Raw genomic sequence first — 23,761 nt, 5'->3', positions numbered from 1 at the left:
CCCGCGCCTCGTCAGCAGACCGAAACCGCCCGGAAGCGCTTCAGCTCACCTGATAGCGCGCCCGCGGCGTGGCCATCGGCAGCGGGCCGTCGCCGACCAGGCGGAACTCGCCTTTCTCGGCATCGTAGGCACGAATCTCGCTGGTCCCGATGTTGTACACCCAGCCGTGGATGAACAGCTGACCGCTGGCCAGCCGCGCTGCCACCGAGGGATGCGTGCGCAGGTGGTCGAGCTGGGCCACCACGTTCTCCTCGGTAAGGATGCCGAGGGTGTTGTGGTCGGCGCAGCCACAGTTCTGCTCGACGACGATCTTCGCCACCTCGGCATGCCGCAGCCAGCCCTTGACCGTCGGCATGCGCTCCAGCTGAGCCGGGTTGAGCACCGCCTTCATCGCGCCGCAGTCGGAGTGGCCGCAGACGATGATGTGCTGCACGCCAAGCGCCATCACGGCGAACTCGATGGCGGTCGACACGCCACCGTTCATCTGCCCGTAGGGCGGCACCACGTTGCCGACGTTGCGGGTGACGAACAGGTCGCCGGGCGAACTCTGCGTGATCAGCTCGGGGATGATTCGCGAGTCGGCGCAGGTGATGAACATCGCCCGCGGTGTCTGCTCGTAGGCGAGCTTCTCGAACAGCTCGCGCTGCTCGGGATAGACCTCTTCGCGGAAGCGCTTGACGCCCGAGACGATGTGTTCGAGGGCCTCCTGGGCGGTTTCGCTCTTCTTGCCGTCATTCATGCTTGGTTCTCTCCAGAGGAATTCGAAGGGTAGGCGCCGCCGCGACGGCGCGTCAGAAGATGGACCAGCCGATACGCTGCGACAGCGCTTCGAGGGCGGCCATGCCAATCAGCGAATTGCCCGCGGCGTTGAGCTCCGGCGACCAGACGCAGACGGTGAAGCGGCCCGGCACCACCGCGACGATGCCGCCGCCCACCCCGCTCTTGCCGGGCAGGCCGACGCGATAGGCGAAGTTGCCCGCCTCGTCGTACAGCCCGCTGGTGGCCATGATCGCGTTGACCTGCTTGGCCTGGCGCGGCGCCAGCACCGTCTCGCCGCTTTGCGGGCAGGCACCATCGCGGGCGAGAAAGGCGAACGCGCGGGCCAGGTCGACGCAGTTCATGCGCAGCGCACAGTGATGAAAATAGCTGCGCAATACCGCTTCGACATCGTTGTGGAAGTTGCCGAAGGCCTGCATCAGGTAAGCCATGGCCGCATTGCGCGCGCGGTGCTGGTATTCGGATTCGGCGACGCGGGTGTCGGAGACGATCTGCCGGTTGCCGGACAGGTGCCGGACGAAGTCGCGCATCGACAGCTCCGGGGTGGCGAAGCGCGACTGGTTGACGTCGCAGATCACCAGCGCCCCGGCGTTGATGAACGGGTTGCGCGGGCGACCGCGTTCGAACTCGAGCTGCACCAGTGAATTGAACGGCTGCCCGGAAGGCTCGTGGCCCAGACGCTCCCACAACGACTCGCCGCGATGGGCGATGGCCTGCACCAGGCTGAACACTTTCGAAATGCTCTGGATCGAGAACGGCGTCTGCGCGTCGCCGGCTTCGAAAATCTCGCCCTCGGCGCTGCACACGGCAATACCCAGCTGGTCAGCCGGTACGTCTGCCAGTGCGGGGATGTAATCCGCGACCTTGCCCCGACCAAACAATGGTCGGACCTCATCGAGGATTTCGCTCAACAGCTCTTGCATGCAGACTCCAAGAAATAGGTTATGCGCCACGCCTTAGGCTACTAGACGCCAATCGGGGGGCGCCCATCACAGGCTTAGGCAGGACCAATCCGTTGCCTGTCGATCTGACAAGGCCAGCACAGCCTTGCGGAGGTGTCGTCCCACTCAGACAACGCGCGAGGCAATTGGAACCACGCCTCATCCGCGATGACGATCACGCCTGCGGCGCGGCGCCACCGTTCGCCTTCACCACGGCCTCAGGTATAGTGCCGCCCGCTTTACGGGGCACGGCCTTGTGTCCTGGGCGTCACCACAAGGAAAGAATTGATGATGTTCAAACGAGCCGCGGGCGTTCTGGCCCTCGCACTGGCCGTCACTGGCTGCTCCACCGCCACCTATTTCAAACTGCCCGAGAACAGCAAAGTCGCCGTTTACGAACGCCCGCAGCAATACTCACAAGGGCTGGTCAAGACGCGCGCCCATTCTTCTGGACAGCCGCTGGCGGTATCCCGTACACGCTGAGCAGTCAGAACGGTGAACTGCTGCAGCAGGGCAAGCTGCGCGCGCGCTTCCGTGTGGCCTCCATCTTCTGGCCGCCGGGCGGCATCATCTACTGGCCCATGGGTTTCGGTCAGCGCTGCTATGACCTGACAGGCCCTGCGCCCCTGACCTGCACCCAGGGCGACCTAAAGCAATTGCGCAGCCAGCATCGGCTCGAGCGCTAGCCGTCTCGATTCGCCCGCCCCGTCTGCTCGCCGGGGCGGCGGACAGCGCAACGGTGCCGAGCGGTCGATTCGATCAGAACTTCTCGGGCCGCAGCACTTCCACCTCGGCCAGGTAGCAGACCATGGCGAAGTTTTCGTAGTAGCGCGCCTGCAGGTGCTCGGCGATACGCTCGGCGATCTCGCGGCTGCAGATCACCTCCAGGCGGATATTGCCGTCGGTATCCCAGCCGGCGCTGCGCACCCCGCGGCTGCCGCTGCCACGGGCGTCCGACAGGGTCCAGCCCGGAGCGCCCAGGATTTTCAGGTCGGCTTCCAGCTTGTGTTCCAGCGCTGCCTCGCAGATCACGGTCAGCAGCGTACGATTGTGCGCGTTCATCTCAGAACCCCCAGGCGATCAGTCGCTCGGCCAGGGCCAGGTAGAGCGGAATGCCGATCAGGATGTTGAACGGAAAGGTGATGCCCAGCGACGCAGTCAGCGACAGCGACGGATTGGCTTCTGGCACCGCCAGGCGCATCGCCGCTGGCACCGCAATGTACGAGGCACTCGCCGCCAGCGTGGCGAGCATCGCCGTACCGCCCAGCGACAGGCCCATGAAGCGCGCCAGCAGGGCGCCGATCAGCGCACCGATCAGCGGCATCAGCAGCGCAAAGGCAGCGAGCTTGAAGCCGTAGCGCTTGAGCGAGCCCAGCTGGCCGGAGGCGATCAGGCCCATCTCCAGTAGGAAGAACGCCAGCACCGGCTTGAACATGCTGGTGTACAGCGGTTCGAGCGGTTTGATGGCCTCCTTGCCGGCGATCGCACCGATCAGCAGGCCACCGAGCAGCAGCATGATGCTTTTGCCAAGGAAGATTTCGCGGCCCAGTTCCTTCCAGTCGGTATCGCGCGAAACTCCCTTGGCCAGCAGAATGCCGACCAGGATCGCCGGGATTTCGAGAATCGCCACGAACAGCGGCATGTAGCTTTCGAAGAAGATTTCCCGCGCCGCCAGATAGGCCACCACGACGGCGAAGGTACCAGCGCTCACCGAACCGTAGTGCGCCGCCACCGCCGCCGCGTTGACCCTGTCGAAACGCAGGCCACGCAGCAGGATGAAGGCCAGGATCGGCAATAGCACGCCCAACGCCAAGACGAGCAGCGACTGGCCGAGCAATGCGGCACTGGCCTGTTCGGCCAGTTCCACACCACCGTGCAGACCGATCGCCAGCAGCAGGATGATCGACAGCGTCTCGTAGAGCGCCGGCGGCAGCTTCAACTCGCTCTTCACCAGGCCCGCAAACAGGCCGAACACGAAGAACAGCACTACTGGGTCGATACCCATCTACAGTCTCCACAGCTTGGACAATGGACCGATCCCTGGCAGACATTGGCTCGAAAAAAAGGAGCCGCAAGGGCTCCCAAAGGGGACACACTGCCCGCGCCGTCCGTTCCGCTGGCTGCCGCGCATGCTTGCGCAGCGCGGCCAAAACAGTCGAAACGACGCTGGCGTGGCGTGATCAGACCGCCAAGCCACCCTTCACTCAGCCCTCGATCTCTATCAAGACATCGCCCGGGTTCACCCGGTCACCTTTGGCGACATGCACGGCCTTGACCGTTCCGCTCATGGGCGCCTGAATCTCGGTTTCCATCTTCATCGCTTCGCTGATCAGTACGGCCTGGCCAGCCTTGACCACTTCGCCTTCCTTGACCAGCACGTCGACCACGTTGCCCGGCATGCTGGTGCTGACGTCACCCGGACCGCTGGCCTGCTTGCGCTGGCTGCCGCCGCTGCCGCCGACGAAGTTGTTCAATGGCTCGAACACCACCTCTTCCGGCATGCCGTCGATGGAAAGGAAGAAGTGCCGCTTGCCTTCGCCCTTGACGCCGACACCGGTGATATCCACGCGGTAGGTTTCGCCATGCACGTCGATGACGAACTCGGTCGGCACGCCCTGCCCGCCTGCAGCGGTCGCGGTGCTGCCGTCAGGGATCGGCAGCAGTGTTTCCGGTACCAGCGTACCGGCCTCACGCTCCTCGAGGAACTTGCGGCCGATGTCGGGAAACATGGCGTAGGTCAGCACGTCTTCTTCGGATTTGGCCAGCGCACCGACTTCCTGGCGCAGCTTGTCCAGCTCCGGCTTGATCAGGTCGGCCGGGCGCACGTCGATGATCTCTTCACCGCCGATGGCCTGGCGCTGCAGCTTGGCGTCGATGGTGCCCGGCGCCTTGCCGTAGCGGCCCTGCAGGTAGAGCTTCACCTCGTTGGTAATGGTCTTGTAGCGTTCGCCGGCGAGCACGTTGAAGAACGCCTGGGTGCCGACGATCTGCGAGGTCGGGGTTACCAGCGGCGGGTAGCCGAGGTCCTTGCGCACGCGCGGAATCTCGGCGAGTACTTCATCCATACGGTTGAGCGCACCCTGCTCCTTCAGCTGGTTGGCCAGGTTGGAAATCATCCCGCCCGGCACCTGGTTGACCTGCACACGCGTATCGACGCCGGTGAATTCGCTTTCGAACTGGTGGTACTTCTTGCGCACCGCGTAGAAGTACAGGCCGATCTCCTGCAGCAGCTCCAGATCGAGGCCGGTGTCATAGGGCGTGCCGCGCAGCGCGGCAACCATGGATTCGGTGCCGGGATGACTGGTGCCCCAGGCCATGGAGGAAATGGCGGTGTCGATGTGGTCGGCGCCGTTCTCGATGGCTTTCAGCTGGCACATGCTGGCGACGCCAGCCGTGTCGTGGGAGTGAATGAACACCGGCAGGTCGATCTCAGCCTTCAGCGCGCGCACCAGCTCGCCGGTGGCGAACGGCGTGAGCAGGCCGGCCATGTCCTTGATGGCGATGGAATCGACGCCCATGCCGCGCATCGCCCGACCCTGCTCGACGAACAACTCGACGGTATGCACCGGGCTGGTGGTGTAGGCGATGGTGCCCTGGGCGTGCTTGCCGGTCTTCTTCACGGCCTTGATCGCGGTTTCCAGGTTTCGCACGTCGTTCATCGCGTCGAAGATGCGGAACACGTCGATGCCGTTCTCCGCCGCCTTGGCGCAGAACGCTTCGACCACATCATCGCTGTAATGGCGGTAGCCGAGCAGGTTCTGCCCGCGCAGCAGCATCTGCAGTCGGGTGTTGGGCAGCGCGGCCTTGAGCTGGCGCAGGCGCTCCCAGGGGTCTTCCTTTAGGAAGCGTACGCAGGCGTCGAACGTGGCGCCGCCCCAGACTTCCAGCGACCAGTAGCCGACACGGTCGAGCTTTTCGCAGATCGGCAGCATGTCTTCAGTGCGCATGCGGGTCGCCAGCAGCGACTGATGGGCGTCACGCAGGATGGTGTCGGTAACGGTGATTTTCTTCTGAGCAGTCATGGTTCGTTCCTCACAGTCCTGCGTGGGCGGCGATGGCGGCAGCGATGGCCAGGGCCAGCTCGCCCGGCTTGCGTTTGATCGAGTAGTTCAGCAGTTCCGGGTGGTTCTCGACGAAGCTGGTGTTGAACTGGCCGCTGCGGAAATCCGGACTGGCGAGAATCTGCTGGTAATAGGTGGCGGTGGTCTTCACGCCCTGTACGCGCATGTCGTCCAGTGCTCGCGAACCACGGGCCAGTGCCTCTTCCCAGGTCAGCGCCCAGACGATTAGCTTCAGGCACATGGAGTCGTAATACGGCGGAATGGTGTAGCCGGTATAGATCGCCGTGTCGGTGCGCACACCGGGGCCACCCGGCGCGTAATAACGGGTGATCTTGCCGAAGCAGGGCAGGAAGTCGTTGCGCGGCTCCTCGGCGTTGATGCGGAACTGCAGGGCGAAGCCTCGATACTGGATGTCCTCCTGCTTGACCGACAGCGGCTGGCCGGAGGCGATGCGGATCTGCTCGCGGACGATATCGATCCCGGTGATTTCCTCGGTGATGGTGTGTTCCACCTGCACCCGGGTGTTCATTTCCATGAAGTACACCTCGCCATCGGCGAGCAGGAACTCCACGGTGCCGGCGTTCTCGTAACCCACCGCCTTGGCCGCACGCACGGCCAGGTCGCCGATATAGGCGCGCTGCTCGGGGGTAAGCTGCGGGCTCGGGGCGATCTCGATGAGCTTCTGGTTGCGGCGCTGGATCGAGCAGTCGCGCTCGAACAGGTGCACGGTGTTGCCGAAGCTGTCGGCCAATACCTGTGCCTCGATGTGCTTCGGCTCGACGATGCACTTTTCCAGGAAGACTTCGGCACTGCCGAAGGCCTTGGTCGCTTCGGAGATCACTCGCGGATAGGCCGATTCCAGCTCTGCCTGCGAGTTGCAGCGGCGAATGCCACGACCGCCACCACCGGAGGTGGCCTTGAGCATCACCGGATAGCCGATACGCTCGGCTTCGCGCAGCGCCTCGGCAAGATCGGCGACGTTGCCCTCGGTGCCCGGCGTGACCGGCACGCCGGCCTTGATCATGCTGCGCCGCGCTTCGGTCTTGTCGCCCATGCGGCGGATCACTTCGGCGCTGGGGCCTACGAAGCGGATGCCACGTTCGGCGCAGATTTCCGCCAGTTCGGCATTCTCGGAAAGAAATCCATAGCCTGGATGCAGCGCATCGCAGCCGGTTTCTACAGCCAGGTTCACCAGCTTGCGCGGGTTCAGGTAGCCGGCCAGCGGGTCTTCGCCAATGAAATGCGCCTCGTCGGCACGCTTGACGTGCAGCGCATGGCGGTCGGCTTCGGAGAATACCGCCACCGAGCGGACACCCATTTCGGCACAGGCGCGGACGATGCGCACCGCGATTTCCCCGCGGTTGGCGATCAGCAGCTTCTTGATCACGCTGTCTTCCCTCGGATCGTTGAGCAGGCGACCCGCGTGCGGGTCATGATCACTCGCATTTGCAACGAGCCGTTTCACCCTACGCCCGCTGGGGGGATTACTGAAAATGAATAATTGTTTGCTTGATAATAAGTAATTACTTATAGATACGCTCTGAGCAGCATTAATCTGGCCGAACGGTCAGCGCCGCTGGCAACGGTGCAACGGGGTTGCGCTTTATAATATTGCGGAGAACGTGATGCGAAAATCGTTGATGCGCATGACATTGCGCCAGCTTCAGGTATTTCGAGCAGTGTGCGAAACGCACTCGTATAGCCGTGCGGCGGAGGAAATGGCACTGACCCAGCCCGCCGTCAGTTTGCAGATTCGGCAGCTTGAGCAACTGGTCGGTCAACCGCTTTTCGAGTACCTCGGCAAGAAGCTCTACCTGACCGATGCGGCCGAAGCGCTGCAGCGCGCCAGTACCGACATCTTCGGTCGCCTGGACAGCCTCGACATGCAGCTCTCGGATCTGCAGGGCTCGCTGCAGGGCCAGCTCAACCTGGCGGTTGAATCCAGCGCCAAGTACGTCACGCCGCACCTGTTCGCCGCCTTCAAGCGCCTGCACCCTGAGGTCAGCCTGCAACTGGTGGTGGTCAACCATGCCCAGGCGGTCAAGCGCCTGTCGGTGAGCCGTGACGACCTGCTGATCATGTCTCAGGTGCCTACCGACATGGACCTGGAGTTCATGCCCTTCCTGAACAACCCGATCATCGCCGTGGCGCCACCCGACCATCCGCTGTGCAACGCCGCCACGTTGTCCCTGCAGGACCTCACGGACTATCCCCTGCTGGTGCGGGAGCCCGGCTCGGGCACGCGACGGGCCGGCGAGGACTACCTGCGCCAGAAGCGCGCGCATTTCGCCCAGACCATCCAGGTCGCCTCGCTGGATGCGCTGCGCGAATGCGTGGTGGCCGGGCTCGGCCTGGCACTGCTGCCACGCCATGCGGTGCATCTGGAGCTGGCCAACGGGCTGCTACGCGAGCTGCCGGTCGAGGAATTGCCGCTATATCGCAGCTGGTGCGTGGTGCATTCGCGCGGCAAGCGCCTGAGTCCGGTGGCCCAGGCGTTCTTCGCCTTCCTCCGTGAAGAGCGCGCGCAGATCAGTGCGCTGGCGGAGCGCTTCGCCGGCTCGCCGACGACGAGCGCAGCGAGCTGATCACCAGCGCATCGGCGTAGTCGTTCAGCTCGGCATGCAGCTGACGCTGCTCGGTATAGCTTTCGATGGCGCGGCGAAAACGCATGCGCCGCTCATCCTGCTGTTTGCGACGGGACTTGCTGTCGAGCTGGCTGCTATCGTCGGTGTGCCGGAGCATGAAGCGATCTCCCAGAACAGGTAAGGAGAGATCAGCATCGACGTCATGGATGACAAACTGAAGTCAGGGCGATTACGCGACCGTGAAGGTGCAGCGGCGCCTCAGTCGTCGTGCGTCTTGACCTTCTGCGGCGACAGGCGAAGGCTGCGCAGGCTGCGCTTCACGCTCTTGAGGTGATTGACCAGACTCGGTCCGCGCGCCATGGCAACACCCATCGCCAGCACGTCGATCACTACCAAGTGAGCGATACGCGAGGTCAGCGGGGTGTAGATCTCGGTGTCTTCCTGTACGTCGATTGCCAGGTTGATGGTGGCCAGCTCGGCCAGCGGCGTCTGGCTCGGGCACAGGGTGATGAGCGTCGCGCCGGATTCACGCACCACGTTGGCGGTGATCAGCAGATCCTTCGAGCGACCGGACTGCGAGATGCAGATCGCCACGTCGGTAGGCTTGAGCGTCACCGCCGACATGGCCTGCATGTGCGGATCGGAATAGGCGGCAGCTGACAGCAGCAGACGGAAGAACTTGTGCTGGGCGTCGGTGGCCACCGCGCCGGATGCGCCGAAACCGTAGAACTCCACGCGCTCGGCCTTAGCCATGGCAGCGATGGCGCGCTGCAGCGCTTCGGGGTCGAGCCGCTCGCGCACTTCCATCAGCGTGTGCAGCGTGGTGTCGAAGATCTTCAAGGCGAAGTCGGCCACCGAATCGTTCTCGCTGATAGCGAACTGACCGAAGCTGGCGCCAGCCGCCAGGCTCTGCGCCAGTTTGAGCTTGAGATCCTGAAAACCCAGGCAACCGATGGCGCGGCAGAAGCGCACGATGGTGGGTTCGCTGACGCCGACCACGTGGGCCAGGTCGGCCATGGAGCTGTGCATCACCGACGCCGGATCGAGCAGGACATGGTCGGCCACTTTCAGCTCCGACTTCCGTAGCAGGCTTCTGGATTGGGCGATGTGCTGCAGCAGATTCACGTTCCGGACTCGCTATGCTCTCGTCTGATGGCTTTGCTCGGGCGCGATCGGCGCCGCTCAGCCGTCAGCGGGTTGTAGTGGGGCGGTAGTTATACTACAAGCCTCGCCACGACGCCCATTTTTTGGCCCTGGGAGAGAATCGATGTCGATATCCTGTGACATGCTCGTGTTCGGCGGGACCGGTGACCTGACGCTGCACAAACTGCTTCCGGCGCTCTACCACCTGCACCGTGACGGACGCCTGCACGCCGACGTACGGATACTCGCCCTGGCGCGAAAAAAGCTCGACCGCGACGGCTACCTGGCCCTGGCCGAGCGGCATTGCCGCGCGCAGGTCGCCCGCAGCGACTTCAGCCCTGACACCTGGCAGGCCTTTGCCCAGCGTCTGGACTACTTCGCCATGGATGCCTCACAGCGCGGCGACTACGTGCGCCTTGCCCATCACCTCGGCCAGGCCGACGGCCGTGTGCGGGTGTATTACCTGGCGACCGCGCCGGACCTGTTCGAACCCATCGCCGCCAATCTCGAAAGCGCCGGGCTGGCCGGTGACGATGCGCGCATCGTGCTGGAAAAGCCGATCGGCCATTCGCTGGACTCGGCGCTGGAAATCAACGAATCGATCGGCGCCGTGTTCCCTGAGTCGCGGATCTACCGGATCGATCACTACCTGGGCAAGGAAACGGTGCAGAACCTCATGGCGCTGCGCTTCGCCAACGCGCTGTTCGAGCCGATCTGGCGCTCCGGGCATATCGACCATGTGCAGATCACCGTCGCCGAAACCCTCGGCGTGGAGAACCGCGGCGGCTACTACGACAACGCCGGCGCGATGCGCGACATGCTGCAGAACCACCTCCTGCAGCTGCTCTGCCTGGTGGCAATGGAGGCGCCGGTGCGTTTCGATGCCAAGCACATCCGCGGCGAGAAGGTGAAGGTGCTCGAGGCGCTGAAGCCGATCACCGGCAACGACGTGCTGGACAAGACCGTGCGCGGCCAATACGGCGCCGGCCGCATCGGTGGCCACGACGTGCAGGCCTACTACTTCGAGCCGAACATCGACAACGACAGCGACACCGAAACCTTCGTCGCGGTAAAGGCCGAGATCGACAACTGGCGCTGGGCTGGCGTGCCCTTCTACCTGCGCACCGGCAAGCGCATGGCGCGCAAGCGCTCGGAGATCATCATCACCTTCAAACAGGTGCCGCACCTGCTGTTCAGCAAGGGTGAAGTGAACCGCCTGGTGATCAGCCTGCAGCCGGAAGAAAGCATCAGCCTGCAGCTGATGGCCAAAGCACCGGGCAAGGGCATGCAGCTGGAACCGGTGGAGCTGGATCTGAACCTGGCGCACGCCTTCAGCAGCACCCGTCGCTGGGAAGCCTACGAGCGGCTGCTGCTGGATGTGATCGAAGGCGACTCCACGCTGTTCATGCGCCGTGACGAGGTCGAGGCGGCCTGGAACTGGGTCGATCCGATCCTGCGCGGCTGGCACAGCTACTACCGCAAGCCGCGCCCCTATCCGGCCGGCGAAGACGGCCCGGAACAGGCCCATCAATTCATCGAACGCCAGGGCCATCGCTGGTGGCAATGAAGTTGCCTGGCACAACTTCCGACAACTTCGCCACAGCCCCCGCATAACGCGAGATAGAGCGGATCGGCAGACTTTCTGAAATCATCGATCGCGACCACCACAACTACGCCGAGCAACTAGCTCGGCCGTGGCCATATCGCGCCGACATACAGACGTCACATCAGCGAAATATTATCGGTAGTTCACGCCGCCATTTAGTGCTATTTCCGCGTCGATTCTCAGCCTGATTCTTCCCCGCACACTTATCCGCAGCACGCCATGCTCAACAGCGCGTGCATGGCGAACGATTCGGGCATCGATCAACCACAGCAAAGCCAGCATTCATGCCGCTTGCAGCTACGCCATGGCCACTCAAGGCGAACTTCTGCGCACCACCGCCATCGAACTTCTCGCGACACTCCCGAAACTTCCCCCGTAACTATCAGCCTTCACCGCCAGCCTGGCGAAATGAAACAGACTGAAACATCCACGGCGCAATCGCCGTAATTACGCGGGATCGAGCGATATATGCAGCGCCCAGAACTTCGCATATTCAGAAGTTCGGGTTGAGAAACTTCTCCGGATATGCCTACCCTAAAAAGGAATTCAATCAACAACCCCAAAGGCATTGTTTTGAGTTTCCCTACCGTAGTGCTCCGTCGCCCAACCGACGGCGACGGTTACAACCTGCATCAGCTGGTGGCTCGCTGCCAGCCCCTCGATACCAATTCGGTCTACTGCAACCTGCTGCAGTGCTCCGATTTCGCCGACACCGCCATCGCCGCAGAGAACGCCCAGGGCGAACTGGTTGGTTTCATCTCGGGTTACCGCCCCCCTGCCCGCCCGGACACCCTGTTCGTCTGGCAGGTCGCCGTCGATAGTTCGATGCGCGGTCAGGGCCTGGCCCTGCGCATGCTGCTGGCGCTGACGGCCCGTGTGGCCCGTGAGCACGACGTGCGCTTCATGGAAACCACCATTTCCCCGGACAACGCGGCGTCGCAGGCACTGTTCAAGCGGGCATTCGATCGGCTGGGTGCCGACTGCACCACGCGCACGCTGTTCTCCCGCGCCGCGCACTTTGGCGGTCAGCACGAGGACGAGGTGCTCTACCGCGCCGGCCCGTTCACCGTTTCCCATCTAGAAGAAGAGCTCAAGGAGCACGCATGAAAACTTTTGAACTGAACGAATCCAAGGTCCGTAGCTACTGCCGTTCCTTCCCCGTGGTCTTCAACCAGGCCCAGGGTGCCGAACTGGTCACGCAGGACGGCAAGCGTTACATCGACTTCCTCGCCGGTGCCGGCACGCTCAACTACGGGCACAACCACCCGGTACTCAAGAAGGCGCTACTCGAGTACATCCAGAACGACGGCATCACCCATGGCCTGGACATGTACACCGCAGCCAAGGAGCGTTTCCTCGAAACCTTCAACCGCCTGATCCTCGAACCGCGCGGCATGGGCGACTACCGCATGCAGTTCACCGGCCCGACCGGTACCAACGCGGTCGAAGCGGCGATGAAGCTGGCGCGCAAGGTCACCGGGCGCAACAACATCATCAGCTTCACCAACGGCTTCCACGGCTGCAGCATCGGCGCGCTGGCCGCGACCGGCAACCAGCATCACCGCGGCGGCTCCGGCATCAGCCTCACCGATGTCAGCCGCATGCCGTACGCCAACTACTTCGGCGACAAGACCAACACCATCGGCATGATGGACAAGTTGCTCTCCGACCCCTCCAGCGGCATCGACAAGCCCGCCGCGGTGATCGTCGAGGTGGTGCAGGGTGAAGGCGGACTGAACACCGCGTCGACCGAGTGGATGCGCAAGCTCGAGAAGCTCTGCCGCAAGCACGAGATGCTGCTGATCGTCGATGACATCCAGGCCGGTTGCGGCCGCACCGGGACCTTCTTCAGCTTCGAGGAAATGGGCATCCATCCGGACATCGTGACCCTGTCCAAGTCGCTGTCCGGCTATGGCCTGCCATTCGCCATGGTGTTGCTGCGCCAGGAGCTGGACCAGTGGAAGCCGGGCGAGCACAACGGCACCTTCCGCGGTAACAACCATGCGTTCGTCACTGCTGCCGCAGCCGTCGAGCACTTCTGGCAGAACGACGAGTTCGCCAACAGCGTGAAGGCCAAAGGCAAGCGCATCGCCGACGGCATGCAGCGCATCGTCCGCCGCCACGGCCCGGATTCGCTGTTCCTCAAAGGCCGCGGGATGATGATCGGCATCAGCTGCCCGGATGGCGATATCGCCTCCGCCGTCTGCCGTCACGCCTTCGAGAACGGCCTGGTGATCGAAACCAGCGGCGCCCACAGCGAAGTGGTCAAGTGTCTCTGCCCGCTGATCATCAGCGAAGAGCAGATCGACCGCGCACTCGCCATCCTCGACAAGGCCTTCGCCGCCGTGATGAGCGAGCAGACCGAAAACCAAGCTTCCTGAGGTATTTGCAATGATCGTCAGAACCCTCGCCGAGTGCGAGCAGACCAACCGCAAGGTCCACAGCAAGACCGGCACCTGGGACAGCACCCGTCTGTTGCTCAAAGACGACAATATGGGTTTCTCGTTCCACATAACCACCATCTACGCCGGCACCGAGACGCACATCCACTACCAGAACCACCTGGAGTCGGTGTACTGCATGAGCGGCAACGGCGAGATCGAGACCATCGCCGACGGCAAGATCTACAAGATCGAACCCGGCACGCTGTACATCCTCGACAAGCACGACGAGCACCTGCTGCGGGGCGGTAGCGAGGACATGAAGATGGCCTGCGTCTTCAACCCGCCGCTCAACGGCAAGGAAGTACATGACGAGAGCGGCGTCTATCCGCTGGAGGCCGAAACCGTCTGATACCGGTTTACCGGGGCGGCCATGAAGCCGCCCCGCCATCACAAGAGAAAGGAGGTATGCGTGAACCCTATGCAAGCCGACCTGTATCCCTCGCGCCAGGAAGACCAGCCCAGCTGGCAGGAACGCCTGGATCCGGTCGTCTACCGCAGCGACCTGGAGAATGCGCCGATAGCGGCAGAGCTGATCGAGCGCTTCGAGCGCGACGGCTACCTGGTCATCCCCAACCTGTTCAGCGCCGACGAAGTGGCGGTATTCCGCGCCGAACTCGAGCGCATGCGCCAGGACCCGGCCGTCGCCGGCTCCGGCAAGACCATCAAGGAACCCGACAGCGGCGCCGTCCGCTCGGTGTTCGACATTCACAGCGACAACGAACTGTTCGCCCGCGTGGCCGCCGATGAGCGCACCGCCGGCATCGCCCGTTACATCCTCGGCGGTGATCTGTACGTGCATCAGTCACGGATGAACTTCAAGCCCGGCTTCACCGGCAAGGAGTTCTACTGGCACTCGGACTTCGAGACCTGGCACGTCGAGGACGGCATGCCGCGCATGCGCTGCCTGTCCTGCTCGATTCTGTTGACCGACAACGAGCCGCACAACGGCCCGCTGATGCTGATGCCTGGCTCACACAAGCACTACGTGCGCTGCGTCGGCGCCACGCCGGAGAACCACTACGAGAAATCCCTGCGCAAGCAGGAGTTCGGTGTGCCTGACCAGAACAGCCTGAGCGAGCTAGCCGGCCGCTTCGGCATCGACTGCGCCACCGGCCCCGCGGGCAGCGTGGTGTTCTTCGACTGCAACACCATGCACGGCTCCAACGGCAACATCACACCCAGCGCGCGAAGCAATCTGTTCTACGTCTACAACCACGTGGATAATGCCGTGCAGCCGCCGTTCTGCGAGCAGAAACCCCGCCCGGCATTCGTCGCCGAGCGCGAGACGTTCAAGCCGCTGGACATTCAGCCGCAACAGTATCTCTGAGGCGATTGGGCGCGTCTGATGACGGGCCCGATCCCCCGGCTTGGCCGATCACTTACGGCCCAGGGATGAATTCACTTTCAGCTCGTTGATCGACAGGTGCGCCAGCCGCGCCGGGCCCGTCAACGGCCTGCCAGATTCGGACGCAATAAAAATATGCATACCGTAGAAAAGATCGGCGGCACGTCGATGAGCCGCTTCGAGGAAGTCCTCGACAACATCTTCATCGGCCGCCGGGAAGGCGCAGCGCTGTACCAGCGCGTCTTCGTCGTCTCGGCCTATAGCGGCATGACCAATCTGCTGCTGGAACACAAGAAGACCGGCGAGCCCGGCGTCTACCAGCGTTTTGCCGATGCCCAGAGCGAAGGCGCCTGGCGCGAGGCGCTGGAAGGCGTGCGTCAGCGCATGCTGGCGAAGAACGCCGAGCTGTTCAGCTCCGAGTACGAGCTGCACGCCGCCAACCAGTTCATCAATTCGCGCATCGACGACGCCAGCGAGTGCATGCACAGCCTGCAGAAGCTCTGCGCCTACGGCCACTTCCAGCTCTCCGAGCACCTGATGAAGGTGCGCGAGATGCTCGCCTCCCTCGGTGAAGCGCATAGCGCCTTCAACTCGGTGCTGGCGCTCAAGCAGCGCGGCGTCAACGCCCGTCTGGCCGACCTCACCGGCTGGCAGCAGGAAGCGCCGCTGCCGTTCGAGGAGATGATCGCCAGCCATTTCGCCGGCTTCGACCTGAGCCGCGAACTGGTGGTCGCCACCGGCTACACGCATTGCGCCGAAGGCCTGATGAACACCTACGACCGTGGCTACAGCGAGATCACCTTCGCCCAGATCGCCGCCGCCACCGGCGCGCATGAAGCGATCATCCACAAGGAATTCCACCTCTCTTCTGCCGACCCGAACCTGGTCGGTGCCGACAAGGTGGTGACCATCGGCCGCACCAACTACGACGTCGCCGACCAGCTGTCGAACCTCGGCATGGAAGCGATCCACCCGCGCGCGGCCAAGACCCTGCGCCGTGCCGGTGTCGAGCTGCGCATCAAGAATGCCTTCGAGCCCGAGCACGGCGGCACGCTGATCAGCCAGGACTACAAGAGCGAGAAGCCCTGCGTGGAAATCATCGCCGGGCGCAAGGACGTCTTCGGCATCGAGGTGTTCGACCAGGACATGCTCGGCGACATCAGCCACGACATGGAAATCAGCAAGCTGCTCAAGCAGCTCAAGCTCTACGTGGTGAACAAGGACTCCGATGCCAACAGCATCACCTACTACGCCTCCGGTTCGCGCAAGCTGATCAACCGCGCGGCCAAGTTGATCGAGGAGAAGTACCCCGCGGCCGAGGTCACGGTGCACAACCTGGCCATCGTCTCGGCGATCGGTTCCGACCTCAAGGTCAAGGGCATCCTGGCCAAGACCGTGGCGGCGCTCGCCGAAGCCGGCATCAGCATCCAGGCGATCCACCAGTCAATCCGTCAGGTGGAGATGCAGTGCGTGGTCAACGAAGAGGACTACGACGCCGCCATTGCCGCGCTGCACCGCGCGCTGATCGAGCCGGAAAACCACGGTGACGTGATCGCCGCGGCCTGATCCAGGCGCAAGACCGAAACGCCGGGCTCGTCCCGGCGTTTTGCTGTCCGGCTTCCCGACTGCGTATGACGCGGGTCAATACCACAGGTAAGCACCGGTACGACCATGGAAGCACGAGGCAGCTCGGCCCAAGCCGGTCTGCCCAACCCGCTCATCCATGCCGCAGGAGTTGCCATGTTCCCCGAGTACCGCGATCTGATCACCCGCCTGAAGGCGGAAAACAAGACCTTTGCCCGCCTGTTCGACGAGCACAACGAGCTGGATCAACGGGTCAAGAACATCGAAGCGCACATCGTCCCGGGCACCGATAGCGAGGTCGAGACCCTGAAGAAGGAGAAGCTACAGCTCAAGGACCGGCTCTACGCCATGCTCAAGGAAGCGCCCGCCGCCTGATCCTCGGCGCCCCGCTCAGGCGGGGCGCCATTGCGCCTCACCCCGAATATCGCAGACGACGCGCAATCGACCGCCGAGCGCAGTAAAATGCCGCGCTTCTTCGATGCCCTCCTGCGAGTCCCGCGCCATGAGCACCCCCTACCGCACCGAGCTGCTGTCCCCTGCCGGCACGCTGAAATCCATGCGCTATGCCTTCGCCTACGGCGCCGATGCGGTGTACGCCGGGCAGCCGCGCTACAGCCTGCGCGTGCGCAACAACGAGTTCGACCATGCCAACCTCAAGCTTGGCATCGACGAAGCACATGCACTGGGCAAGCAGTTCTACTTGGTGGTCAACATCGCCCCGCACAACGCCAAGCTGAAGACCTTCATCAAGGATCTGGAGCCGGTGGTGGCGATGGGACCGGATGCGCTGATCATGTCCGACCCGGGGCTGATCATGCTGGTGCGCCAGCATTTCCCGCAGCAGAACATCCACCTCTCGGTGCAGGCCAACGCGGTGAACTGGGCGACGGTGAAGTTCTGGGAGAGCCAGGGCGTCAGCCGCGTGATCCTCTCCCGCGAGCTGTCGCTGGAGGAGATTGGCGAGATCCGCGAACAGGTGCCGGGCATGGAGCTGGAAGTGTTCGTCCACGGCGCGCTGTGCATGGCCTATTCCGGCCGCTGCCTGCTGTCCGGCTACATCAACAAGCGCGATCCCAATCAGGGCAGCTGCACCAACGCCTGCCGCTGGGAGTACAAGACCCATGAGGCGAAGGAGAACGAAGTCGGCGACATCGTGCACAAGTACGAGCCGATCGTCGTGCAGCCGGCACAAACTCCCAGCCCCGACCCAACCCTGGGTATCGGCGCGCCGACCGATGAGGTATTCCTGCTCGAAGACAGCAGCCGTCCGGGCGAATTCATGTCCGCCTTCGAGGACGAGCACGGCACCTACATCATGAACTCAAAGGACCTGCGCGCCGTGCAGCACGTCGAGCGCCTGGTGCATATGGGCGTGCACTCGCTGAAGATCGAAGGCCGCACCAAGAGCCACTACTACGTGGCGCGCACTGCGCAGGTCTACCGTAAGGCCATCGACGACGCCCTCGCCGGCCGGCCATTCGACAAGTCGCTGATGGATACCCTCGAATCGCTGGCCCACCGCGGCTACACCGAAGGCTTCCTGCGCCGCCACGTGCATGACGAATACCAGAATTACGAACGCGGCTTCTCGCTCTCCGAGCGCCAGCAGTTCGTCGGCGAGCTGACCGGCGAACGCCGCAACGGCCTGGCCGAGGTGAAGGTGAAGAACCGCTTCGCGGTGGGCGACAGACTGGAGCTGATGACGCCGCAGGGCAACCTCAACCTGCGTCTTGAGCGACTGGAGAACAAGCGCGGCGAATCCATCGAGGTGGCTCCGGGCGACGGTCACACGGTCTACCTGCCGGTGCCGGAAGACGTCGATCTGCGCTACGCCCTGCTGATGCGCGAACTCGACGGCAGCACCACTCGCGGTTGAGATCGGGTTGGCGCCGCGTTGCGGCGCCGCAGCCTAGCGCAGCAGCTCGGCGAACTGCTCGGCCGGCACCGGCGGGCTGAGCAGGTAGCCCTGAATCTCGTCGCACTGGTTGGCCTTGAGGAAATCCATCTGCGCCTGGGTTTCCACCCCCTCGGCCACCACCTTGCGCTCCAGGCTGTGGACCATGGCGATGATCGCCCGGGTAATCGCCGCATCCTGGCTGGAATGCTCCAGCTCACTGATGAACGAGCGGTCGATCTTCACGTAGTCCACCGGGAAGCGCTTGAGGTAACTCAGCGACGAGAAGCCGGTGCCGAAGTCGTCGATCGCCAGCCTGACCCCTAGCGCTCGAAGTTGCTCGCTGATGCTGATGGCATTGTCGATATCGTCCAGCAACTGGCTCTCGGTCAGCTCCAGCTCCAGCATCGTCGCCGGCAGGCCGGTTTCCTCGAGTACCTGGCGCACCAGGCTGACGAAATTGCCCTGACGCAGCTGCTTGACCGAGAGGTTCACCGACACGCGAATCTCCGCCAGCCCGTCCTGCAGCCACTGGCGTGCCTGGCGGCAGGCCTCGCGCAGGACGAACTCACCGAGCGGAATGATCAAACCGGTTTCTTCCGCCAGCGGAATGAAGTGCGCCGGCGCGACCAGCCCGCGCTGCGGATGACGCCAGCGCACCAGCGCTTCGGCGGCCTCCAGAGCATCGTCAGCCAAGCTCAGACGTGGTTGATAGAAGACTTCCAGCTGGCCGACTTCCAGCGCCTTGCGCAGCTGATTCTCCAGCTGCAGGTACTGCATGCTCGACGCCTGCGGCCGGTCGGTGAAGAACTGCAGCGTGTTGCCGCCCAGATGCTTGGCCTGCTGCATGGCCATGTTCGCCTGGCGTAGCAGCACTTCCGCGTCACGGCTGTTGTCCGGCATCAGGCTGACGCCGATGGAGGCGCTGATGACCAGCTCCTGCTCATCGATGATCAGCGGCTTGCGGATTCGCTGCAGCAGCCGGCTGCCCAGATGCGCGAGGCTGCTGAGGCTGCCGTAGGCGTCGAACAGCACGACGAACTCGTCGCCGGACAGCCGCGCGATGGTGTCAGCATCTGCCAGGGTCTGGGTGATGCGCCGCGACATCTCGCGCAGCAATGCGTCGGCGGCCTCGTGCCCGAGGCTTTCGTTGAGCAGCTTGAAGCGGTCCAGGTCGATGTAGAGCACCGCCATGTTGCGGCCGTTGCGGCGCACCCGCTGGCAGGCCTCGTGCAGACGCTCCTTGAGCAGGCCGCGGTTGGCCAGCCCGGTGAGGTCGTCGTAATGGGTCAGGTAGCGCAGACGCTCTTCGATCTTGCGCCGCACGCTGATGTCGGAGATGAACGCGACCACATGGGTGACGCTGTCGTTGGCATCGCGCACTTCGCGCAGCTGTACCCACTGCGGGTAGACCTCGCCGCTCTTGCGGGTTTCGATCAGCTCGCCCTGCCAGTGACCGTGCAGTTCCAGCGCTTCACGCATGGTCTGGTACTGGCGCTGACTCTCCGGCGAACCGGCGATGCGCGCCACGCTGTGCCCGAGCAATTCCTCGCGGCTGTAGCCGGACAGCGCGCAGCAGGCGTCGTTGACCGCCAGCACGCGGTAGTGATCGTTCATGATCACCATGCCTTCGCTGGCCGCCTCGAACACCGTCGCTGCCAGGCGCTGCTGTTCGGCCTGGCGGCGCAGCTCGCTGATGTCGCGACGGGTGCCGATCATGCGCAGGGCACGGCCAGCGGCGTCGCGCTGGATCACCCGGCCGCGATCCTCGAGCCATATTTCGCTGCCGTCGGCGCGCAACGCACGGTACTCGACGGCAAACTGCTCGGTTTCGCCCTTCAGGTGCGCGATCAGGATGGCGCGCACGCCTTCCAGATCCTTGGGATGGATGTCCGGCAACGGCGAGCCATCCTCGTCGTAGCGGTGCTGCCGGCCGATGCCGAACACCACCTCCAGACGGGAATGATGAACATGGTTGTTCTGCAGATCCCAGTCCCACAGGCCGAGGCCACTGGCGTCCAGCGCTAGATTCAGCCGCGCCTCGCTTTCCCCCAGCTCTTCGGCGAGCTGCGCGAGTTCCGCGGTGCGCTCGGCGACGCGCTGCTCGAGGCCATCGTAGGCACTGCGCAGCTGCTTTTCGGCATGGCGGCGTTGCTCGACTTCCGAGGCCAAACGGCGATTGAGCTGGTCGGCTTCGCGGCCGGCGGTTTCCAGCCGCTCGATCAGCTGCTGCCTATGCAGCCGCTGTTCGAGCCCGTCGTTCACCAGCCGGCTGATCTGCCAGCCGATCAGGCTGAGGGTGGCCAGCACGATCATCGCCAGCAAACCCCAGCCCTGCTGCAACGGATAGCCGCTGGTCATCAGCAGAAGGCCGGTCGGCAACAGACTGGGCACGGCGAAACTGAAGAAGGCGGGCAGGCAGACCCCGTAAGCGACGCTGGCGGCCACGACGACCGAACCGATCAGCCCGTACAGCAGCGCTTGGGTAACGAAGACATCGGCCGGCACCAGCACGACCATGGCGTAGCACAGGCTCAGCGCAGACGCGCCACTTCCGAGCAGAAAGCGCCAGCGCCAGCACGGCGCGGCCTGCGCCTCGGGGCTGGCTCGGTTGAAGGCGAATATCTGCTGCAAGCGCAACAGTGCCAGCGCGCCCATCCAGCCCAGCCACAGCCCGAGCTCGACACCGCCCTGCTCGCCCCAGAGCACCACGCCGAGAACCAGTGTCGTCAGCAACAACAGCCAGGCAGGTACGCGCGAACCTCGATACAGCAGCCGGGTACGCTCGGCAACGATATCGGCCGCCGACGCCCCGCGGGACAATGGCTGTGTTGATGCCGGGCAGGCGGCTCGGATGGAATCGGTCATGAATATTGTTCTAGTAATAACTGCACCTAAAACAGGCTCCCTCGGAACCATACCACCGTCGATAATGGCACGTTGATGGCGTCGCGTCATACCATGGTGCGTCGGAAAAACGGCGATCGGTACTCCAGCCGACCAGCGGAAGGTTCCACCAGGCGCGATCAACCAAGACCGCGCCCGCGCCGGTTTGCCGCAGACTGCGCTTTCGAATGGACCGCAGGGCGAGCGCAGCGCAGGCATTTCCAATAGAATGCCGCGATGCATGACGATCTCTCTCTCCTCCTGAATTCCCTCAACGATGCTCAACGCCAGGCCGTGGCCGCGCCGCTTGGCCGCCAGCTGGTATTGGCTGGCGCCGGCTCGGGCAAGACCCGCGTTCTGGTGCACCGTATCGCGTGGCTGCACCAGGTCGAACGCGCCTCGCTGCACTCGATCCTGTCGGTGACCTTCACCAACAAGGCTGCCGCCGAGATGCGCCAGCGCATCGAGCAGCTGCTGCACGTGAACCCGCAGGGCATGTGGGTGGGCACCTTTCACGGCCTGGCCCACCGCCTTCTGCGCGCGCACTGGCAGGAGGCCAAGCTGGCGCAGAACTTCCAGATCCTCGATTCCGACGACCAGCAGCGGCTGGTCAAGCGGGTGATCCGCGAACTCGGCCTCGACGAGCAACGCTGGCCAGCGCGCCAGGCGCAGTGGTGGATCAACGCGCAGAAGGACGAAGGCCTGCGTCCGCGCAACATCCAGGCCGGCGGTGATCTGTTCCTCGCCACCCAGCTGAAGATCTACGAAGCCTATGAAGAGGCCTGCGCCCGCGCCGGGGTGATCGACTTCTCCGAGCTGCTGCTGCGCGCCCTGGACCTGTGGCGCGACCACCCGGGCCTGCTCGATCACTACCAGCGGCGTTTCCGCCACGTGCTGGTGGACGAGTTCCAGGACACCAACGCCGTGCAGTACGCCTGGCTGCGGCTGCTGGCCAAGGGCGGCGAGAGCCTGATGGTGGTCGGCGACGACGACCAGTCTATCTACGGCTGGCGCGGCGCGCGGATCGAGAACCTGCACCAGTTCAGCCAGGACTTCCCCGACGCCGAAACCATCCGCCTGGAGCAGAACTACCGCTCCACCGCCTGCATCCTCAAGGCCGCCAACGCGCTGATCGCCAACAACCAGGGCCGTCTCGGCAAGGAGCTCTGGACTTCCGGCTGCGAGGGCGAGCCGATCAGCCTGTACGCTGCGTTCAACGAGCACGACGAAGCGCGCTACGTGGTCGAGAGCATCGAGAAGGCCATCCGCGACGGCATGAGCCGCAGCGAGATCGCCATCCTCTACCGCTCCAACGCCCAGTCGCGGGTGCTGGAAGAGGCGCTGCTGCGCGAGAAGATTCCCTACCGCATCTACGGCGGCCAGCGCTTCTTCGAGCGCGCCGAGATCAAGAACGCCATGGCCTACCTGCGGCTGATCCAGACCCGCGACAACGACGCGGCGCTGGAACGGGTGATCAACGTGCCGGCGCGCGGCATCGGCGAGAAGACCGTCGAAGCACTGCGCCAGCTGGCGCGTGATCAGGGCCTGTCGATGTGGGCGGCGCTGCATCAGGCGGTCGGTACCAAGGCGGTTTCCGGCCGCGCTGCCAGCGCGCTGAACGCCTTTGTCGAGCTGGTCGACACGCTGGCGCTGAAGGTCGAAGGCATGCAGCTGCACAACATGGCGCAGCTGGTCATCGAGCAGTCCGGGCTGCTTGCCTATCACCGCGACGAGAAGGGCGAGAAAGCCCAGGCGCGGGTGGAAAACCTCGAGGAACTGGTCTCCGCCGCGCGCGCCTTCGACAGCTACAGCGAAGAGGACGACGACGTCCAGTCACCGCTGGCGGCGTTTCTCGACCACGCCTCGCTGGAGGCCGGCGAACAGCAGGCCGGCGACCACGAGGACAGCGTGCAGCTGATGACCCTGCACAGCGCCAAGGGCCTGGAGTTCCCGTTGGTGTTCCTGGTCGGCATGGAAGAAGGCCTGTTCCCGCACAAGATGAGCCTGGAGGAATCCGGCCGTCTGGAAGAAGAACGCCGCCTGGCCTACGTCGGCATCACCCGCGCCATGCAGCAGCTGGTGATCACCTACGCCGAAACGCGCCGGCTGTACGGCAGCGAGACCTATAACAAGATCTCGCGTTTCGTCCGCGAAGTGCCGCCGGCACTGATCCAGGAAGTACGTCTGAGCAATACCGTGACGCGCTCGTTCAGCGGCAAGAGCATGAGTGGCTCGTCGCTGTTCGACGGCGCCGGCGTGCCGGAAACGCCGTTCAGCCTCGGCCAGCGTGTACGCCATTCGCTGTTCGGCGAAGGCACCATCCTCAACTTCGAAGGCTCCGGCGCCCAGGCCCGAGTGCAGGTGAATTTCGAGGATGAGGGCAGCAAATGGCTGATGCTCAGTTACGCAAAACTTGAAGCCCTGTAGGGTTGACGCTAACGTCAACCCGTCATACCAACAAGCCATTCCTATAAGAAGAGTCTTCCAAGGATACC

General features: G+C 63.8%; 20 protein-coding genes. 11 read left to right on the top strand and 9 right to left on the bottom strand.

Features of this window, described 5'->3' with window-relative positions; genetic code table 11:
* Window positions 1-40: 40 nt before the first annotated feature.
* The gene (locus BM275_RS17890; protein ID WP_014822032.1) at window positions 41-739 is read right to left on the bottom strand and encodes a carbonic anhydrase; all 699 of its coding nucleotides are present in this window, start codon (window positions 737-739) and stop codon (window positions 41-43) included.
* Window positions 740-791: 52 nt separating this feature from the next.
* Window positions 792-1,700, bottom strand: coding sequence for a glutaminase B (gene glsB, locus BM275_RS17885; protein ID WP_090522679.1), 909 nt, complete (start codon window positions 1,698-1,700; stop codon window positions 792-794).
* A gap of 306 nt (window positions 1,701-2,006) precedes the next feature.
* Between glsB and BM275_RS22470 the strand changes: the two genes are divergently transcribed.
* Complete coding sequence (locus BM275_RS22470) at window positions 2,007-2,201, top strand: hypothetical protein (RefSeq protein WP_244153888.1); 195 nt, start codon at window positions 2,007-2,009, stop codon at window positions 2,199-2,201.
* A 276-nt stretch (window positions 2,202-2,477) separates the two neighbouring features.
* On the opposite strand, the gene BM275_RS17875 is transcribed toward BM275_RS22470, so the two are convergent.
* The 4 genes from BM275_RS17875 to BM275_RS17860 all read right to left on the bottom strand — a co-directional run bounded on the left by BM275_RS17875 (window position 2,478) and on the right by BM275_RS17860 (window position 7,166).
* Window positions 2,478-2,780 carry a P-II family nitrogen regulator gene (locus tag BM275_RS17875; RefSeq protein WP_090522677.1) on the bottom strand — a complete coding sequence of 101 codons (303 nt, stop codon included), beginning with the start codon at window positions 2,778-2,780 and terminating at the stop codon, window positions 2,478-2,480.
* A gap of 1 nt (window position 2,781) precedes the next feature.
* On the bottom strand, window positions 2,782-3,723 hold the full coding sequence (locus BM275_RS17870) for a sodium-dependent bicarbonate transport family permease (protein WP_023444819.1): 942 nt from the start codon (window positions 3,721-3,723) through the stop codon (window positions 2,782-2,784).
* Window positions 3,724-3,922: 199 nt separating this feature from the next.
* A complete protein-coding gene (oadA, locus tag BM275_RS17865) occupies window positions 3,923-5,740 on the bottom strand; it encodes a sodium-extruding oxaloacetate decarboxylase subunit alpha (RefSeq protein ID WP_090522675.1) in 1,818 nt (605 codons plus the stop codon).
* A 10-nt stretch (window positions 5,741-5,750) separates the two neighbouring features.
* Window positions 5,751-7,166, bottom strand: a complete 1,416-nt coding sequence (locus tag BM275_RS17860; protein ID WP_090522673.1) for an acetyl-CoA carboxylase biotin carboxylase subunit — start codon at window positions 7,164-7,166, stop codon at window positions 5,751-5,753.
* A 238-nt stretch (window positions 7,167-7,404) separates the two neighbouring features.
* On the opposite strand from BM275_RS17860, the gene BM275_RS17855 reads away from it, so the two are divergent.
* On the top strand, window positions 7,405-8,364 hold the full coding sequence (locus BM275_RS17855) for a LysR family transcriptional regulator (protein ID WP_090522671.1): 960 nt from the start codon (window positions 7,405-7,407) through the stop codon (window positions 8,362-8,364).
* Here the strand turns inward: BM275_RS17855 and BM275_RS17850 are convergent.
* Complete coding sequence (locus BM275_RS17850; RefSeq protein ID WP_041754611.1) at window positions 8,309-8,521, bottom strand: PA3496 family putative envelope integrity protein; 213 nt, start codon at window positions 8,519-8,521, stop codon at window positions 8,309-8,311. The genes BM275_RS17855 and BM275_RS17850 overlap by 56 nt on opposite strands.
* Before the next feature lie 101 nt (window positions 8,522-8,622).
* The gene (gene hexR, locus BM275_RS17845; protein ID WP_014822039.1) at window positions 8,623-9,489 is read right to left on the bottom strand and encodes a transcriptional regulator HexR; all 867 of its coding nucleotides are present in this window, start codon (window positions 9,487-9,489) and stop codon (window positions 8,623-8,625) included.
* Between the two features lie 142 nt (window positions 9,490-9,631).
* Between hexR and zwf the strand changes: the two genes are divergently transcribed.
* The 8 genes from zwf (at window position 9,632) to trhP (ending at window position 18,362) form a co-directional block, all read left to right on the top strand.
* Complete coding sequence (zwf, locus tag BM275_RS17840) at window positions 9,632-11,074, top strand: glucose-6-phosphate dehydrogenase (RefSeq protein ID WP_090522669.1); 1,443 nt, start codon at window positions 9,632-9,634, stop codon at window positions 11,072-11,074.
* Window positions 11,075-11,704: 630 nt separating this feature from the next.
* On the top strand, window positions 11,705-12,220 hold the full coding sequence (gene ectA, locus BM275_RS17835; RefSeq protein WP_003297792.1) for a diaminobutyrate acetyltransferase: 516 nt from the start codon (window positions 11,705-11,707) through the stop codon (window positions 12,218-12,220).
* On the top strand, window positions 12,217-13,494 hold the full coding sequence (gene ectB / locus BM275_RS17830; RefSeq protein WP_090522667.1) for a diaminobutyrate--2-oxoglutarate transaminase: 1,278 nt from the start codon (window positions 12,217-12,219) through the stop codon (window positions 13,492-13,494). The genes ectA and ectB overlap by 4 nt, the downstream gene beginning before the upstream one ends.
* 10 nt (window positions 13,495-13,504) lie before the next feature.
* On the top strand, window positions 13,505-13,906 hold the full coding sequence (locus tag BM275_RS17825) for an ectoine synthase (RefSeq protein WP_090522665.1): 402 nt from the start codon (window positions 13,505-13,507) through the stop codon (window positions 13,904-13,906).
* Between the two features lie 69 nt (window positions 13,907-13,975).
* Entirely contained in the window at window positions 13,976-14,884 is a 909-nt protein-coding gene (gene thpD / locus BM275_RS17820; protein WP_090522663.1) for an ectoine hydroxylase, read from the top strand.
* Between the two features lie 153 nt (window positions 14,885-15,037).
* Entirely contained in the window at window positions 15,038-16,468 is a 1,431-nt protein-coding gene (locus BM275_RS17815) for an aspartate kinase (protein WP_090522661.1), read from the top strand.
* A gap of 174 nt (window positions 16,469-16,642) precedes the next feature.
* Window positions 16,643-16,861 (top strand): HP1242/YdcH family protein, encoded by a 219-nt coding sequence (locus tag BM275_RS17810; RefSeq protein WP_041015392.1) that lies wholly within the window; start codon window positions 16,643-16,645, stop codon window positions 16,859-16,861.
* A 127-nt stretch (window positions 16,862-16,988) separates the two neighbouring features.
* Window positions 16,989-18,362 carry a prephenate-dependent tRNA uridine(34) hydroxylase TrhP gene (gene trhP, locus BM275_RS17805; protein WP_090522659.1) on the top strand — a complete coding sequence of 458 codons (1,374 nt, stop codon included), beginning with the start codon at window positions 16,989-16,991 and terminating at the stop codon, window positions 18,360-18,362.
* Between the two features lie 33 nt (window positions 18,363-18,395).
* On the opposite strand, the gene BM275_RS17800 is transcribed toward trhP, so the two are convergent.
* Window positions 18,396-21,248 (bottom strand): putative bifunctional diguanylate cyclase/phosphodiesterase, encoded by a 2,853-nt coding sequence (locus BM275_RS17800; RefSeq protein ID WP_090522657.1) that lies wholly within the window; start codon window positions 21,246-21,248, stop codon window positions 18,396-18,398.
* Window positions 21,249-21,503: 255 nt separating this feature from the next.
* Between BM275_RS17800 and uvrD the strand changes: the two genes are divergently transcribed.
* Complete coding sequence (gene uvrD, locus BM275_RS17795) at window positions 21,504-23,693, top strand: DNA helicase II (protein WP_046618091.1); 2,190 nt, start codon at window positions 21,504-21,506, stop codon at window positions 23,691-23,693.
* The last annotated feature ends 68 nt before the right edge of the window (window positions 23,694-23,761 follow it).

Origin of the sequence: Stutzerimonas kunmingensis (genome assembly GCF_900114065.1) — a bacterium.
Lineage (GTDB): Bacteria > Pseudomonadota > Gammaproteobacteria > Pseudomonadales > Pseudomonadaceae > Stutzerimonas > Stutzerimonas kunmingensis.
This window is presented reverse-complemented; position numbering and strand designations above follow the sequence as displayed.